Consider the following 16,682-nt stretch of genomic DNA (forward strand, 5'->3'; position numbering starts at 1 on the left):
CGCCGCAAAGCAGTCAACCGTCCAAGGAAACCGCGCATCTACCAGCTCGCATCGAGCCCGAGATGCCGCAGCGCGTCGTGACGCAGTTCGGCGAGACGCGGGTCGCCGCGGTGGCGCGGGTAGGGCAGGTCGACGCGCAATTCCGCGACAATCCGCGCGGGGCGCGGCCCGAACACGATCACGCGCTGCGCGAGGAACAGCGCTTCCTCGACATCGTGCGTGACGAGCAGCGACGAGAAGCCGTCGCGTTGCCACAGCGCGGTCAGCTCGGCCTGCATCGTGAGGCGCGTCAGCGAATCGAGCTTGCCGAGCGGTTCGTCGAGAATCAGCAGGCGCGGATCGTTGACGAGCGCACGGGCGAGCGCGACGCGCTGCGCCATCCCGCCGGACAACTGGTGCGGAAACACGTTCGAGAACTCGCGCAGCCCGACGCGTTCGAGCGCATCGTCCACGCGATGCTGCGCGACACGCGCCACGCCGCGCGCTTCGAGGCCGAGCGCGACGTTCGCGCGCACGCGCCGCCACGGGTACAGCGTCGGGTCCTGGAACACGACGATGCGCGACGGATCGGGCTGCTCGATCGGCACGCCGTCCTGTGCGATGGTGCCTTGCCGCGCGGTATCGAGGCCTGCGACGAGGCGCAGCAGCGTCGATTTCCCGCAGCCGCTCGGGCCGAGCAGCGCGACGAATTCGCCGGCGGCGACCGACAGCGTGACGTCGTCGAGCACCGGCAGCGGGCCGCCGGGGCCGTCGAACGCGTGGCTCACGCGGCGGATGTCGATGCGCGCGCCGCGCGGCGCAGTGACGGCGGGCGAAGTGGTGGCCGAAGCGGCGGCAGAAGCGGCAACGGACGGTTCGACTACGGCGGCGCTTACCATTTGACGGTTCCTTTCTGCCACGCGAGCGCGCGGTCGCGCACCGCGAACAGCAGCGCGATCAATCCGGAAAACAGCAGCGCCATCACGATCAGCGCCGCGTACATGTTCACGTACGACGCCCAGCCCTGCGCCCAGCTCAGATACCAGCCGAGCCCCGACTTGACGCCCATCATCTCGGCGACGACCAGCACCGTGAACGACGCGCTCAGCCCCATGAAGATGCCGACGAACACGTGCGGCAGCGCGGCCGGAATCGCGACGCGCAGCACGAGGAAACGCGCGTTCGCGCCGAGCGTGCGCGCGACGTCGTAATACTGCTTGTTGACGCTCGCGACGCCGGACCAGGTCAGCACCGCGACCGGGAATCCGGTCGACAGCGCGATCAGGAACGCGGCGGCCGAATAGCTCGACGGAAAGAAGTAGAACGTGAGCGGCAGCAGTGCGGTGGCCGGCACGGGGCCGAGCACGCGCAGCACCGGATGCACCCAGTAGCCGATCCGGCGCGACCAGCCGATCGATACGCCCACCGCGAAGCCGACCGCGACGCCGTATGCAAACCCGAGCGCGAGCAGCTTCAGCGTGTTGCCGGCGCTGCCGAGCAGGCGCGGCCAGTCGTCGACATAGACCTCGATCAGCGCCTGTGGCGGCGCGAAGAACGGCGTCGGCAGCCAGCCGGTTTTCGCGGTGGCGATTTCCCACGCGGCGAGCACCAGCGGCAGCGCGACGAGCCACGGGCCGGCCGGCCGCACGCGTGCGAGCCGTGCGCGCGTCGGGGCGGCGAGATGGCCGAGCGTCGCGGCGGCGAGCAGCAGCGCGCCGATCGACCACGCGGCCGTGCCGAACGTGTCCGTGTAGGCCCAGTCGGTGAAACCGACGACACGGTTCGGCCACAGTTGCGTGAGCGCGCCGAGCGCGGCCCATGCGAGCGCGGCCGCGATGCCGGTCGGCCAGGTTCGCGCGCGGCGGGCTTCGGCTGCCAGCGTCGCTTCGCACGCCGTGCAGGCGATGCGTGCGGGCGCAGCGGAGGCGGAAACGGAAGTACCGCCGGCCGGTGCCGGTGCGGTGTGCGTGGTGGAAGCGTGTTCGATCGTCGACATCGCGTCACCCCAGCACGTTCGCATAGACCTGCTGCGCGAAGCGCTGCGGGTCCGTGCTTTTCTTCAGCACGCTGATGCGGCGGAAGTCGTCCGCATAAAACGCGATTTCCTGCTGCAGATCGACGTTGGTCGGGTGATGCGTGTAGGTGAGCGTCGCGTAGAGCTTGCGCAGATCCTCGGGGCTGATCTTCGGCGAATACTTCGCGAACACCTTCGCGGCTTCATTCGGATTGTCGTGCGTGTACTCGGTAGCCTGAACGATCGAGCGTGCGAGCCCGGCGGCTGCGGGCCGGTCGTTGCGCACGAGGTCACCGCGCGCGCCGATCACGCAGCACACCTTGCGCGCGTATTCGCCGGACAGGTTCGTCGCCAGCTCGGTATACGCGCCGTTGCTGCGCTTTTCGAGCAGATAGAGGTTCGGGTCGCCGTCGGCGATCGCGTGGATCTCGCCCTTGTCGACCGCGACGCCGAGCAGGTCGGCCGGATACTGCCGCCACGTGATGTCGCGCTCGGGATCGATGCCGTTCTTCGCGAGCAGGATCGAGAAGAAATGCTTGCCGGGCGCGGCCAGATCGCTGACGCCGACCGTCTTGCCCTTCAGCGCCTGCAGCGTCGTGACGCCGGCCGCCTTGGCGCCGACCAGCCGCACGCAGCCGCCGTGCGAGCTGCCGATGATCTTCACGTCGAAGCCGGCTTCGAGCGGCTTCAGCCAGCGGTGGATCATCCCGACCGCCGCGTCGGCCTTGCCGGTCGCGATCGATTCGAGCAACTGGTCGGTCGACCCGCTGTAGTTGATCAGTTCGACCTTCAGGCCGTTCTTCTCGAAGAAGCCGCGTTCCTGCGCGACGACGATCGGCGTCAGGCAGAACGCGTTCTGGTTCCACGCGAACGTGAGCTTCTTCAGCGGCGGCGCGGACCACGCCTTGCGGCCGAGCGTGATCGCCGGCGCGGCGAGCGCGGCGGCGCCGGCCGCGCGCAGCAGCTTGCGGCGTTTGTCGTCGTGCGCGCCGGACGGCGCGGGTGCGGTGGTGCGGGTCATGTGGTCTGGTCTCCGGTCGTGCGGAAAGGCGCTCAGTCGAGCAGGTCGGGTTCGTCGGCGAGGACGCGCGCAAACAGGCTGTCGAACGCATGCAGCGCCCCTTCGGGGCCGCCGATCTGGCCGTGCGTGTGGCGCGCGGTCGCATGATCGATCGGCTGCGGCGTGCCGGCCGCCTCGGCCAGCAACTGCGTGTGCGCGGCGTTGTCGAGCGCGATGTACCACCATGCGGCGGCCTCGACCGTCGGGCCAGCCGTCAGGATGCCGTGGTTCTTCAGGATTACGCCCTTGTGCGTGCCGCCTTCCGGCTTCTCGAGCGCGTGCGCGATCCGCGCGCCTTCGCTCGTGTCGACGACCATCCCCGTGAAGTCGTCGAACAGCGCGTGGTCCTCGTAGAACACGCAGGCGTCCTGCGTCAGCGGATCGAGCGGGCGGCCGAGCGTCGACCACGCCTTGCCGTAGGTCGAATGCGTGTGCGCGGCGGCGACGATGTGCGGATGCGCGTCGTGGATCGCCGCATGGATCGCGAAAGCGGCCTTGTTCAGCGGGCGCGTGCCGATCGCGGTTTCGCCGCGCGCGTTGACGAGCAGCAGGTCGGATACCTTGATCTGCGAGAAATGCACGCCGAGCGGGTTCACCCAGAAGTGGTCGGGCAGTTCCGGATCGCGTGCGGTGATGTGGCCGGCGAGGCCCGACGCGAAACCGTAGCGCGCGAACAGGCGGAACGCGGCGGCGAGCCGCGCCTGCCGATGGCGGCGTTCGGCGGCGACGTCGATGCGCGGCGCGGGCGGGTCGAACCAGAAATGCTGGCGCGGTGTTTCGGCGAGCGCGAGGCCCGACGCGGTGCGAACGGGCGTGGACAGGACGGCGGACATGGCGGGCGGCTCCCTTTGCGTCAGGCGGCGCGGCGTGCCGCGTCGCGTGCGGCGACGGCGCTGCGCACGCGCGGAATCAGTTCGCGGCCGTAGTCGATCGCGTCTTCCAGCGGATCGAAGCCGCGGATCAGGAACGTCGTCACGCCGAGGTCGTAGTAGTCGAGCAGCGCGTCGGCGACCTGTTCGGGCGTGCCGACGAGCGCCGTCGAATTCGAGCGCGCGCCGGTGAGCTTCGCGATCTCGGTCCACAGCCGCTTGTCGACGCGCGAGCCGCGTTCGGCCGCGGCCAGCAGCCGGCGCGCGCCTTCGCTTTGCTGCGGGCCGCCGGCGCCGAGGCCGGCCGCTTCGCGCAGCCGGCGCGTTTCGTCGAGGATGCGATGCGCGCGCGCCCACGCTTCGTCCTCGGTCGCGGCGAGGATCGGGCGGAACGACACGGAGAAGCGCACCTGCCGGCCGTGTCTGGCGGCTTCGGCGCGCACGCGTGCGGTCAGGTCGCGCACCTGGTCGAGCGATTCGCCCCACAGCGCATAGACGTCCGCGTGCTTGCCGGCCACGGCGAGCGCGGCTTCCGATGCACCGCCGAAGTAGATCGGCACGTGCGGCTGCTGGAACGGCTTCACTTCTGAAAACCCCTGCTTGAAGCGGTAGTGCGCGCCGTCGTGATCGAACGGCTGCGCTTCGGTCCAGATCCGGCGCAGGATGCCGAGGTATTCGTCGGTGCGTGCGTAACGCGCGTCGTGGTCGAGGAAATCGCCGTCGCGCTGCTGTTCGCTGTCCGAGCCGCCGGAGATGAAGTGCACGCCGAGCCGGCCGCGGCTGAACTGGTCGAGCGTCGCGATCTGCCGCGCGGCGAGCGTCGGCGCGGTGAAGCCCGGACGATGCGCGAGCATGAAGTGGATGCGTTCGGTGGCGGCCGCCGCGAACGCGATCGTCAGCGTCGCCGACGGGCCGGTCGAGTGATGCGGCACGAGGATCCGGTCGAAGCCTGCCGTTTCGTGCGCGCGGGCAAAGTCGCGCACGTAGTCGGGGTCGACCACGGGGCCGGACGGCGGGTGGATTTCCGATTGCTTCTGGCTCTGGATCATGCCGATGAATTCGACGCTCATCTGGGTCTCCGGTGCAGGGACGGCCCGGCACGCGCCGGGCAGGAATGGAGCGCAGGTTAACGCCGGGATCATGCGAAACGGAAATAATCAATCCCGATTTGAATATCAGATTTGCATGGTTTGGGCGGGCAGGCGCGGCGCATACGCTGTGGGCTCGCGATGGATCGGGCGCGCGTGGGTGCGCGCCGGCCATTCCGGCGCGGTGCACGTTGTGCTTCGCCGAGTTCGGGCGAAACCGCGCCGCGTGGCGATCGATCGTCGCGATGGCGGTTTTCGCTGCTGTCGCCGCCTTTGTGCTTTACGTTTTTCCCAGGGAATCCGTCTCGATGTCCGCCAGCCTTGCCGCTTCCTCGCCGTCGCCGCAACCGCCTTCGCTGCGCCTTTTGTCAGCCGATGAGCCTGCCGATGACGCGCACGCCACGAACGACGATGCACGCATCGCCGCGCTGCTCGATCAACTTGGCCCCGAGCTGGCTGCCGATGCGGCCCGCAACGACGTCGACGGCCGCTTTCCGCACGAGAATTTCGCACGGCTGCATCGCGCGGGCTGATCGCGCAGGTCGTGCCGCGCGAGCATGGCGGCGCCGGTGCGACGCTCGCGCAGGCGAGCCGGATCGTGGCCGCCGTCGCGCGGGCCGATCCGGCGACTGCGCTGGTGCTGACGATGACGTACCTGCAGCACCGCGCGCTCGGTCGTGCGGACAACCGCTGGCCGGCCCGCGTGCGGCAGGCGGTGTTCGACAGCGCGGTCGCGCAAGGCGCGCTGATCAACGCATTGCGCGTCGAGCCCGCACTCGGTTCGCCGTCGCGCGGCGGCCTGCCGGAAACCGTCGCGCGCCGCGACGGCGACGGCTGGCGGCTGTCCGGCCACAAGCTGTACAGCACCGGGATTCCGGCGCTGCGCTGGCTGGCCGTGTGGGCGCGCACCGACGAGCCGGAGCCGCGCCTGGGCGTGTTCCTCGTGCCGCGCGACCGTGAGACGGACGATGCACGCATCCGCGTGATCGAAAGCTGGAATCACCTCGGCCTGCGCGCGTCGGGCAGCCACGAAGTCGTGTTCGACGATGTCCGGCTGCCGGCCGATCACGCGGTCGACGTGCGCGCGCCGCAAGCCTGGGCCGTGTCGGCCGCGACGCACGCGGATGCCGACGCACAGGCCGATCAGCAGGCGTGGATGGTCGCGCTGCTCGGCAGCCTGTACGACGCGGTGGCGCGCGCATCGCGCGACTGGCTGATCGGATTCGTGACGACGCGTGCGCCGAGCGGGCTCGGCGCGCCGCTCGCGACGTTGCCGCGCGTGCAGGAGGCGGTCGGCGAAATCGAGGGCTGGCTGCATGCGAACCGCGTGCTGCTCGACGATCACATCGCGCGCACCGACGCGGGCGCGGCGCCGTCGGTCACGACGAGCGGCCTCGTCAAGCGGACCGTGACCGAGCATGCGATTCGCGTGGTCGAGCAGGCGCTGAAGCTGTCGGGCAATCACGGGCTGAGTCGCGGCAATCCGCTGGAGCGTCACTATCGTGACGTGCTGTGCAGCCGCGTGCATACGCCGCAGGACGACGCGATCGCGGTCGCGGCGGGCCGTGCGGTGCTCGAAGCGGCGAATCGGGGCGAAACGAAGGCGGAGGCGGGCGGGACGTCACGCAACGAGGCGGAGCGCGGTCGAAACGATGCGTGAGTGGTGCGAGGCGGCCGCGACGGTAAACCGGGCGGCGCAATGCAGACGCCGCCCCATGCGGTCAAGCCGCCTTGCCGTGCGCCTGTTCGGGCAACGCGAACGCCACACGCGCATGCGCGGCGACGGCCGCGAGCGGTGCATCGAAACGCGCCGCATCGTGCCGGCGCAGCAGCCACAGATCGATCTGCGGCTTGAAATCGGTGAGCGGCACGATGTCGAGCGCGTCGCGCAGCGGGCTGCCTTCGACGAGCGGCAGCGGCATCAGCCCGATGCCGAAACCGTTCGCGACGCTCTGCAGTTGCAGGTCGCGGCCGTAGGTGTCGAGCGTGACCGGCATCGGCAGCCCTTGCGCGTCGAGCGCGCGCCGCAGGCCCGCACGAAAGCCGCAGCCGTCGGGATTGAGCACCCAGCCGCGCGCGTGGCAATCGGCGAGCCGGTAGCTGCGGCGCGGCCAGTCGCCCTTGCGGCCGACCGCGACGAGCCGCGTGGCCAGCAGCCGTTCGCCTTCGACGTGCGGCGGCAGCACCATCTCGCGCGCAAGGAACACGAGCGCCGCATCGAGTTCGCGGCGCGCGACGCGCTCGACGAGCATGCCGCCCCACGCGGTCGTGACCTGCGTCGCGAGCGCGGGCCACTGCGCGGCGAGTTCCGCGATGAGCGCGGGCAGCATCAGCTCGCCGAGCCCTTGCGTGAGGCCGATGCGGAATTCGCCGGCGGGCGGCTGGCTGCCGGCCGTCAGCTCGCGCAACGCATCGACTTCGCGCAGGATCGCGCGACACTGCTCGAAGACCTGCCGGCCGATGTCGGTCGGTCGCGGCGGCTTCGTGTTGCGGTCGAGCAGGGTCACGCCGAGCGCTTCCTCGAGATTCTGGACGCGCCGCGTGATCGCGGGCTGCGTCATCCCGAGCTCGGCCGCGGCCTGGCTCAGGGTCTGGCAGCGGACGACCGCTGCAAAAGCGTCGATATCGCTAATTTTCATGTTTGTTCTGCATGGTCTTTCGGGTGCATCATGACGATCCATCATATTCGGCATCATATTCGAGGAGACAGCCGGTGAGTACGCTTTCGTTGCATGACACGCCGCTGCGTCCGTTCGTCGATGGGCTGGGCGCGCTGCTTGCGTCCGGCGCGAACGAGGCGCGCATTCTCGACGAGGGCGGCGCGCTGCTTGCCGCGCTCGTCGCACACGACGACTGGCTGCCCGACGCGTTCGCGCAGCCCGATCCCGTGCGCTATCGCCAGTACCTGCTGCATCTCGACCCGGACGAGCGGTTCTCGGTCGTCAGCTTCGTGTGGGGCCCCGGGCAGACGACGCCGATCCACGATCACACCGTGTGGGGGCTGATCGGGATGCTGCGCGGCGGCGAGTTTTCGCAGCCGTACCGGTTCGACGAAACGGGCAAGCCCGTGGCGTCGGGCGATGCGGTGCGGCTCGCGCCGGGCGAGGTCGAGGCCGTGTCGCCGCGCATCGGCGACGTCCATCGCGTGACCAACGCGTTCGCCGACCAGGTGTCGATCAGCATCCACGTGTACGGCGCGAACATCGGCAAGGTCGAGCGCGCGGTGTACCTGGACGACGGCACCGTGAAGCCTTTCGTGTCAGGCTATTCGAACGCCTGACGCCGGGCCGGCCGAGGCGGCCCGTTGCGGGCGCGCGCCGGCCGGCCAAAGATTGATCCGTTTCGCTTTCTTCACCGACTTCAACGTATTCAAGACAGAGACACCGTGACGCAATCCGCCGATTTCACTTTCCGCTTTCCCGCCGCGCCGTACCAGGAAGTCCGCGCGCGCCTGCTTGCCCGTGACGAGATCGCGCTGATCGATGTACGTGAGGAAGATCCGTACGCGCAGGGCCATCCGCTGTGGGCCGCCAACTTTCCGCTGTCGAAGCTCGAACTCGACGCATGGACGCGGATTCCGCGCCGCGATACGCCGATCGTCGTGTTCGGCGAAGCGGGCGGCGAGGATCTCGCGCCGCGCGCGGCCGCGAAGCTCGCCGAGCTCGGCTACACCGACGTGCGGCTGCTCGACGGCGGCCTCGCAGGCTGGCTGGCCGCAGGCGGCGAACTGTTCATCGACGTGAACGTGCCGAGCAAGTCATTCGGCGAATGGGTCGAGGCCGAGCGGCATACGCCGTCGCTGTCCGCGCAGGACGTGCAGGCGCTGATCGATGCGAAGGCCGATGTCGTGATCGTCGATGCGCGCCGTTTCGACGAATACCAGACGATGAACATCCCGACCTCGACGAGCGTGCCGGGCGCGGAACTCGTGCTGCGCGTGCGCGCGCTCGCGCCGAACCCGCAGACGCAGGTGGTCGTCAACTGCGCGGGCCGCACGCGCAGCATCATCGGCACGCAGTCGCTCGTCAACGCGGGGCTGCCGAATCCGGTCGCCGCGCTGCGCAACGGCACGATCGGCTGGACGCTCGCCGGCCAGGCGCTCGAACACGGCGCCGCGCGACGCTTTCCGGACGACATCGATGGCGAGCAGCGCGCGGAGGCGCGCCGCGCCGCGCGCGCGGTGGCCGAACGCGCCGGCGTGCAACGCATCGCGCTTGCGGATGTTGCCGTGCTCGACGAGCCGGGCCGCACGCTGTACCGCTTCGATGTGCGTACGCCGGAGGAATACGAGGCCGGCCACCTGCCGGGCTTCCTGAGCACGCCGGGCGGCCAGCTCGTGCAGGAGACCGACCATCACGCGGCCGTGCGCGGCGCGCGGATCGTGCTCGCCGACGACGACGGCGTGCGCGCGGACATGACCGCGTCGTGGCTCGCACAGATGGGCTGGGACGTGCGCGTCGTCGAACCGGTGGGCGCGACGGCATTGGCCGAACGCGGCCAGCCGCCGCGCGACGTGCCGGCGACGCCGCACGCAACCGAAGTCTCGCCCGCGACGCTCGCGGGCTGGCTGAAGGAAGCCGCGCCCGACGAGCTCGCGATCGTCGACGTGACGGCCAGCGCGAACTACGTGAAGCGCCATATCCCGGGCGCGTGGTTCGCCGTGCGCGCGCAACTGCGCGACGCGCTTGCGGCGATCCCGCCCGCGAAGCGCTACGTGTTCACGTGCGGGTCGAGCCTGCTCGCACGGTTCGCGGCGGACGACGCGCGCGCGCTGTTGCCGGCGTCGGCCGACATTTCGGTGCTGACCGGCGGCACGGCCGCGTGGATCGATGCGGGGCTGCCGCTCGAACACGGCGAGACGCACCTTGCATCGCCGCGCGTCGACCGCTACCGGCGCCCGTACGAAGGCACCGACAACGCGGCGGCCGCGATGCAGGCGTATCTCGACTGGGAATACGGGCTGGTCGACCAGTTGAAGCGTGACGGCACGCACCACTTCAACGTGATCTGACCGTCACGGCGGGGCCGGGCAAACCGGCCCCGATCCCGCCGCTGGTTCAGCGCTTGAACGTATCGACGGCCGTGCGGCCGACCGCCGGATCGTCGGTGAAGAAGCCGTCGATGCCCGCGCGCAGGTACGCCTGGATCTCGCGCACCGAACCCGCCGTGTTGCGCGTGGCCGGCGTGCCGGCATCCTTCAGCGATGCGGGCAGGAAGTTGTTCTCCGGGCGGAACGTGTACGGATGCACGACGAGGCCGGCCTCGTGCGCGTAGCGCACGTACGGCGTCGGCTGCTGCAGCGTGCCGTCCGCGGCGACCGCGATGATCGACGTCTTGTACGGACCGACGCCGTTCGCATAGGTCGCGATCTCGCGCATGCCGTCGCGCGTCGACAGGTCGCCATACGTGCGCTTGTCGTTGGCCTTCACGAAGTCGTACGGGCGCTGGCCGGCTTCGTCCATCAACTGCACGAGCTTCCAGTTCGGCTGGCTCGACTTGATCCGGTTGCGGATCGTCTTCAGGTTCGCTACTTCGAACGACTGGATGTAGACGGTCGCCGTGCGCGACGTGTACGTATCCTTCAGCAGCGCATCGACCAGACGATCCTCGAGCGGCAGGTTGATCGACTGGAAGTAGGTCGGGTGCTTGGTTTCCGGATACAGGTGGATCGTGCGGCCGGTCTGCGCGGACATCTGCTTCGCGAGCGCGACGATCTCGTCGAACGTCGGAATCTCGAACTGGTCGTTGTAGGCGGTGTTCGCCGGGCGGACCTGCGGAATGCGCTCGCGTGCGCGCAGCGTCTTCAGCTCGGCGAGCGTGAAATCCTCGGTGAACCAGCCCGTCAGTTGCGCGCCGTCGATCGTCTTCGTCGCCTTGCGGCTCGCGAACTGCGGCAGCGCCGACACGTTCGTCGTGCCCGAAATCTCGTTTTCATGGCGCGCAACGAGCACGCCGTCGCGCGTCGCGACGAGATCGGGCTCGATGACGTCCGCGCCGTCCTCGATCGCCTTGCGGTACGACGCGAGCGTGTGTTCGGGGCGCAGCGCGCTCGCGCCGCGATGGCCGACCACCTGGACCTTCGCGGAAATCGGCTGCGTGGGATCGGCGGTCACGTCGTCGCCGCCGCACGCGGCGAGCAGGAAGGCGGCCGCACAGGCGAACGGGACGTAGCGCAGGGCGCTCGGGCGCAAGAAGAACATGTCGATGAACCTTCGAAACGGGAGTCGGGAAAGGGTGGTCGTTCCGGTGGCGCGGCTGTCGGGCTGTGCCGCGTGGAACCGAACGGGACGCGATCGTCGCATCGAATAATTACATATGTATTACTTTAGCCTTTCCATTTTCTTCGGGGCACGGTGCGCGTGACGGGACGAGGCGCGGCGGCCGTGCGTACGCCGTATTCCGGCGGTCGCGGGCAGGCCGCGCGCCGGATGCACTAAACTTGCGGGAATTTTGCATCGCAGCGCCCGGGCCGACGCCCGCGCGGCGCGACGATGCGGCGACTCGCGGGCCGGCGCGGGCGCCCGGCGCCCGTGTGCGTCCGGGGCCCGCGCCGGCCGGTTTTTTCCCGACCCATGACGACTCGAACCGATTCTGCCTACCTGCTCGGCGACCTGCTGAAGAACGTTTCCCGCTCCTTCTACCTGACGCTGCGCGTGCTGCCCGACGGCATGCGCGACCCGGTCGGCCTCGCGTATCTGCTCGCGCGCGCGGCCGACACGATCGCCGACACGGCGCTCGTCGCGCCCGATCGCCGCGCGGCGTTGCTGACCGACCTGCGAGACGAGATCGAGCGGCTCGGCGACGGCGCGGCGCTGTCGCGTTCGCTCGAGGACGTGACGCGGATGCAGACGGATTCGCACGAGCACGTGTTGCTCGGCTCGATGGAGCCGATGCTCGCGCTGCTGCGCGCGCAGCCGGACGCCGACCGCGCATCGATCCGCAAGGTCGTCGCGACGCTGACGGCGGGGATGGAGTTCGACCTGCGCACATTCCCGGACGAACAGTCGGGGCAGGTCGCGTCGCTGCCGAACCGCGAGATGCTCGACCGCTACACGTACCTCGTTGCGGGTTGCGTCGGCGAGTTCTGGACCGACATGACGGGTGCGCACACGCGCGCCGCGCGCGGCTGGGACCTGCCGGACATGCGCGAGAAGGGCATCCGTTTCGGCAAGGCGCTGCAGATGACCAACATCCTGCGCGACTGCGCGAAGGACCTGCGCATCGGCCGCTGCTACCTGCCCGACGATGTGCTGGGCGCGCACGGGCTCGGCGTCGCCGACCTGATGCAGCCCGGCGCGTCGGCGCGTGCGCGCGGCGTGCTGGTCGACCTGCTGCGCGTGGCGCTCGACCAGTATCGCGACGCGTGCCTGTATACGCTCGCGATCCCGCGCCGCTTCGTGCGGCTGCGCCTTGCGTGCCTGTGGCCGATCATGATCGGTCTCGAAACGCTCGAACTGCTGGCCGGCCACGATGCATGGCTCGACCCGGCGAAACCGGCCAAGGTGCCGAGAAAGCGCATCTACCGGATCATGGCGTCGTCGCTCGCGCTGGTCGGCTCGAACGCCGCGATCCGCGCACGCATGACCGCGCTCGCCGACGCGGTGAACGCGCGGCTCGGCCAGCCGGCATCGCGTTGAATCCTGCCGGCGCGCCGCGCCGGCACCGTCCTTCGGCCCGCGTTCGTCGGGCCATTTCCGTCCGATCTCCCGCGCGCGCACAGAAACGTTTTCATGATTTCGTTTTTCGAAATGTGGGTGTCATGAACGTCAGCGATCCTGCGCGGCGGCGTGAATCGCGATGTCAGTCTGCGATCGCGCATTTGTAAGATGATTTTTGCCGAAGGCGTCTGACGACATCGGACGGTCGTGTTGCACCAGTAAAAATGTAAAGCTAGGGTTTTCACCGGCAAATGCCGGAAACGCCCGCCGCATAAGCGTTTTCAGGTGTTATGTAACCGCTTGGTGAACCCGTGCGTTGCGTCGATCATACGATGACCGACCGCACGTATTGGGAAATAATCGGTAATCCGTCAGAATCGCCCCGGCATGTACTCGCACATGTGTCAGTCATAAAACCACACCAGAAAAGAAACATTCTTTGAGGACGGAGAATCAATGAAAAAGCGCGTCGCTTTCGCCATGACGGCAGTGGGCCTTGCAGCCGCTACCGCCGCCCACGCCCAGAGCAGCGTCACCCTGTACGGGATCGTCGACAACGGTCTGGCCTGGCAGAACAACTCGTCGGCCACCGGCGCGACCTCGGGTGGTCACTCGAAGGTGCAGATGTCCACCGGCGTGTGGGCAGGCAGCCGCTTCGGCCTGAAGGGCAGCGAAGACCTCGGCGGCGGCACGAAGGCGATTTTCCAGTTGGAAGCGGGTGTGAACACGGCTAACGGCGCGTCGCAATGGTCGGGCGGCATCTTCACGCGCCAGGCATGGGTCGGTATGACCAACCCGACGTACGGTACGCTGACGGCCGGCCGCCAGTACACCGCGTACTACACGCTGCTGTCGCCGTACAGCCCGACGACCTGGCTGACGGGTTACTACGGTGCGCACCCGGGCGATATCGACTCGCTGGATACCAGCTACCGCGCGAACAACTCGCTCGTGTACATGTCGCCGAAGTTCTACGGCTTCACGGTCGGCGGTTCGTACTCGTTCGGCGGCGTCGCAGGCGCGACGAACCGCGGCTCGACGTGGAGCGCTGCGGTCCAGTACCTGAACGGCCCGGCAGGCATTGCAGTCGGCTACCAGAAGGTCAACAACGCGACGCTCGGTGGCGGCGTGTGGGGCGCGAACTCGACGGTCCAGAACGGTCTCGATACGAGCGGCAACGGCGCGCAACCGGCTGTTTCGTCGATCAACAACGGCTACGCGACGGCGCAATCGCAACAACGTATCGCCGTGACGGCAGGCTACCAGTTCACGCAAGCGTGGGACATCTCGGCGTCGTACTCGAACGTCAAGTACACGCCGGGCGTGGGTTCGTCGTTCGCCAACACGGCGATCTTCAACACGGCTGGCGCCGTGCTGCACTGGAAGGCAGCCGCTCAGTGGGACTTCGCAGCGGGCTACTCGTACACGGCAGCCACGCAGTCGAACGGCATCACGAGCGCGGCCAAGTACCACCAGGTCACGCTGTCGCAGTACTACAGCCTGTCGAAGCGCACGGGTCTGTACGCACTCGAGGCTTACCAGCACTCGAGCGGCAACACGTGGAACCCGAAGCTTGGCGTCGTTGCAGCAACGACGTCGATCGGCGACGGCGTCGGCGCAGGTTCGAAGCAGAACCAGATCGCCGTCGGCGTCGGCATGATCCACCGCTTCTGATGTCGCGCGGCGCGCGAGCGCCGCTTACGGCATGCGGTATGAAGAACCGGCCTTCGGGCCGGTTTTTTTATGGGCGGTCGACATCGAGCGTCGATTCATCACGTGTGTCGACTGGCTGCCGTTGCTGGCAGGACGGGCTGCAGGCGTCACGTGCAACGGCGCTAACGGTTGGCGGGCCGGTTTCCTAGACTGGATGAAGGAGACAACGGCCCGCTGTCCGGTCGCATGCAACCGGATGGATCTCGCATGGGCCGACTCGGAGACCGCCATGAATACACACTTCCTTGCGGCCGGGCTGGTTGCGTCCGGTCTTCTTTGCGGTTGTGCTGCGCCATCCGGACAGCAAGCCGCCTCCATCGCGACGCCGCTCGAGTACGTGCAGGCCCCGGGCCAGTACGTGATCCCCGTGCCGCTCGCGCCGGCGGTCAAGGCCGGGAACCTGGTGTTCGTGTCGGGCATTCCCGCGTACGACCGGAACGGAAAGCTTGCGGTCGGCGATTTCACGGCGCAAATGAACCAGGCGATGGAGAACATCACAGGAATTCTGAAGGCGGCGGGCACCGGATGGGACCGTGTCGTGAAGGTTGACGTGATGCTCATCCGGCGTGAGGACTTCAAGGAGATGAACCGCATTTACGCGGGATATTTCCACACCGGGCAATACCCGGCACGCAGCACGGCCATCGTGGCGTCGTTGCCGAATCCGGACTTTCTCGTCGAGATCGATTGCATCGCCGTCGTCGACAAGCGGTGAAAGGCTGACAGGCGACGGTGGTTCGCGTCGAATGCGCGAGGCGCGGCCGGCCGATGGGCATGATGTCGATCGCGCCGGTTATTCCGGCGATGCGCCAGTGTGTTCGCCCCAGCTCCCCGCCAGCGCCTGGAACAGCGCCGCCGTATCGGTCAACCGGTCGGCCTGCGCACGCGTACGGTCGAGCGCCGTCTGCAGCGCCTGCCGCTGCGCGTCGAGCAGGTCGAACGTGCTGATCCCGCCCGCCGCGTAACGATCGCCTGCGATCGCGTTGCTGGCCGCTGCCTCCCGTGCGGCGATGTCTCGCGCCTGCAATTCGGCCGCGTCGTGCTCGACCGCGCGCATCGCATCGGCCACTTGCTGCAACGCCTGCAGCACGGTTTCCCGGTAGCTCGCGAACGCGGCATCGTACGCCGCTTCGGCCGCACGCTTCTTCGCGTGCAGCTCGCCGCCGTGAAAGAGCGGCTGCGTCAGGCCGAGCCCGACGTTCCACACGTTGAGCCCGCTCACGATATCCGCGATGCGCGTGCGCTCCGAGCCGATTCCCGCCGAAATCGAAAAACGCGGATACAGGTTCGCGGTGGCCACGCCGACGTTCGCGCTCGCCTGATGCAGCACGGCTTCCGCTGCGCGAATGTCGGGCCGTTCGCGCGCGAGCGTCGACGGCAGCGTGACGGGCAAGGTGCGCGGCAACGCGAGCGCATCGAGCGAGAGGTCGGGCAGCGCGGCGTCGGACGGCGGCGCGCCGAGCAGGATCGCGAGCCGGTGGCCGGCCTGCGCGAAGCGGGCCGCGAGCGGCGGCAGCGATGCCTGCGTCTGGGCGAGCAGCGCGCGCTGTGCGTGCACGTCGGCCTGCGACACGCCGCCCGCCGCGAAGCGCGCTTCGACGATGCGCAACTGCCGCGCCTGCGCGTCGACGAGCTGCTGCGTGAGCGCGACCTGCTGCGCGAGCGACGCGCGCAGGATCGCGGTGGCGACCACGTTGCCCGCGAGCGTCAGCCGCGCGGCGTCGAGCGTGTATGCCTGATAGTCGACCTGCGCGCGCAGCGCTTCGAGCGCGCGCCGGTTGCCGCCGAACACGTCGAGCACATACGACACGCTGACCGACGCGTCGTACAGCGTGAACGGCCCCGGGTTCGGCACGTTGGCCGGCAATCCGAACGCGGTGGTGTCGACCTTCTCGCGCGTGGCCGACAGGTTCGCGTCGACGCGCGGCAGCATCGTCGCGCCGGCTTCGGCCGCATGGTTCTGCCGTGCTTCGTCGAGCCGCGCGCGGGCTTCGGCGAGCGTCGGGCTGTTGTGCCACGCGGTGTCGACGAGCCGGTTCAGCGGGTCGGAGCCGAACTGCGTCCACCAGTGTTGCGGCGCGTGCGCGGTCGATTCGAACGTCTGCGCGTCACCGGCCGGGCCGCCGGCGGCGGCCGTCGTCGCGGGCATCGCGTCGCGCGTGTACTGCTGCGTGGCCGGCGCATCCGGCGCGCGGAAATCCGGCCCGACCGCGCATCCGGCGACGAGCAGCGCGGCGGCGGCCAGCGTGCAACGGCTGGCGGCGAGGGCGGCGCGATGCGAAGCCGGTTTCATCGTTCTGC

Annotated in this window: 13 protein-coding genes and 1 pseudogene; 6 read left to right on the forward strand and 8 right to left on the reverse strand. The window is 68.9% G+C overall.

Translation table 11 applies throughout. The annotated features are described in order from the left end of the window. Positions 1–38: 38 nt before the first annotated feature. Genes BBJ41_RS19990 through BBJ41_RS20010 form a run of 5 tightly spaced genes read right to left on the reverse strand, consistent with a single transcriptional unit; the run spans position 39 to position 4,992 of the window. Positions 39–878 carry an ABC transporter ATP-binding protein gene (locus tag BBJ41_RS19990; RefSeq protein WP_069748074.1) on the reverse strand — a complete coding sequence of 280 codons (840 nt, stop codon included), beginning with the start codon at positions 876–878 and terminating at the stop codon, positions 39–41. After that, a complete protein-coding gene (locus BBJ41_RS19995; protein ID WP_069748075.1) occupies positions 872–1,975 on the reverse strand; it encodes an ABC transporter permease in 1,104 nt (367 codons plus the stop codon). The genes BBJ41_RS19990 and BBJ41_RS19995 overlap by 7 nt, the downstream gene beginning before the upstream one ends. A gap of 4 nt (positions 1,976–1,979) precedes the next feature. Next, a complete protein-coding gene (locus BBJ41_RS20000) occupies positions 1,980–3,014 on the reverse strand; it encodes an ABC transporter substrate-binding protein (protein ID WP_069748076.1) in 1,035 nt (344 codons plus the stop codon). Positions 3,015–3,046: 32 nt separating this feature from the next. Beyond that, on the reverse strand, positions 3,047–3,886 hold the full coding sequence (locus BBJ41_RS20005; RefSeq protein ID WP_069748077.1) for a class II aldolase/adducin family protein: 840 nt from the start codon (positions 3,884–3,886) through the stop codon (positions 3,047–3,049). 20 nt (positions 3,887–3,906) lie between these two features. Beyond that, positions 3,907–4,992, reverse strand: coding sequence for an LLM class flavin-dependent oxidoreductase (locus BBJ41_RS20010; protein ID WP_069748078.1), 1,086 nt, complete (start codon positions 4,990–4,992; stop codon positions 3,907–3,909). Between the two features lie 326 nt (positions 4,993–5,318). Between BBJ41_RS20010 and BBJ41_RS20015 the strand changes: the two are divergent. Continuing rightward, positions 5,319–6,670: pseudogene (locus BBJ41_RS20015) on the forward strand (acyl-CoA dehydrogenase family protein). A gap of 61 nt (positions 6,671–6,731) precedes the next feature. Here BBJ41_RS20015 and BBJ41_RS20020 read toward each other — a convergent pair. Further along, positions 6,732–7,706 (reverse strand): LysR family transcriptional regulator, encoded by a 975-nt coding sequence (locus tag BBJ41_RS20020; protein ID WP_175972579.1) that lies wholly within the window; start codon positions 7,704–7,706, stop codon positions 6,732–6,734. A 17-nt stretch (positions 7,707–7,723) separates the two neighbouring features. Here BBJ41_RS20020 and BBJ41_RS20025 point away from each other — a divergent pair, with 17 nt between their 5' ends. Beyond that, positions 7,724–8,290 (forward strand): cysteine dioxygenase family protein, encoded by a 567-nt coding sequence (locus BBJ41_RS20025; RefSeq protein WP_069748080.1) that lies wholly within the window; start codon positions 7,724–7,726, stop codon positions 8,288–8,290. Positions 8,291–8,395: 105 nt separating this feature from the next. Then, positions 8,396–10,021 (forward strand): rhodanese-related sulfurtransferase, encoded by a 1,626-nt coding sequence (locus BBJ41_RS20030; RefSeq protein ID WP_069748081.1) that lies wholly within the window; start codon positions 8,396–8,398, stop codon positions 10,019–10,021. 46 nt (positions 10,022–10,067) lie between these two features. Here the strand turns inward: BBJ41_RS20030 and BBJ41_RS20035 are convergent, their stop codons facing one another. Further along, on the reverse strand, positions 10,068–11,210 hold the full coding sequence (locus BBJ41_RS20035; RefSeq protein WP_069748082.1) for a glycerophosphodiester phosphodiesterase: 1,143 nt from the start codon (positions 11,208–11,210) through the stop codon (positions 10,068–10,070). Between the two features lie 372 nt (positions 11,211–11,582). On the opposite strand from BBJ41_RS20035, the gene BBJ41_RS20040 reads away from it, so the two are divergent. The 3 genes from BBJ41_RS20040 (at position 11,583) to BBJ41_RS20050 (ending at position 15,096) form a co-directional block, all read left to right on the forward strand. Further along, positions 11,583–12,647 carry a phytoene/squalene synthase family protein gene (locus BBJ41_RS20040; RefSeq protein ID WP_069748083.1) on the forward strand — a complete coding sequence of 355 codons (1,065 nt, stop codon included), beginning with the start codon at positions 11,583–11,585 and terminating at the stop codon, positions 12,645–12,647. 477 nt (positions 12,648–13,124) lie between these two features. Next, entirely contained in the window at positions 13,125–14,342 is a 1,218-nt protein-coding gene (locus BBJ41_RS20045) for a porin (RefSeq protein ID WP_069748084.1), read from the forward strand. A gap of 31 nt (positions 14,343–14,373) precedes the next feature. Beyond that, entirely contained in the window at positions 14,374–15,096 is a 723-nt protein-coding gene (locus tag BBJ41_RS20050; protein WP_236872108.1) for a RidA family protein, read from the forward strand. 78 nt (positions 15,097–15,174) lie between these two features. Here the strand turns inward: BBJ41_RS20050 and BBJ41_RS20055 are convergent, their stop codons facing one another. Then, entirely contained in the window at positions 15,175–16,674 is a 1,500-nt protein-coding gene (locus BBJ41_RS20055; protein ID WP_069748086.1) for an efflux transporter outer membrane subunit, read from the reverse strand. Positions 16,675–16,682 lie beyond the last annotated feature (8 nt).

The organism is Burkholderia stabilis (assembly GCF_001742165.1).
Classification (GTDB): Bacteria; Pseudomonadota; Gammaproteobacteria; order Burkholderiales; family Burkholderiaceae; genus Burkholderia; species Burkholderia stabilis.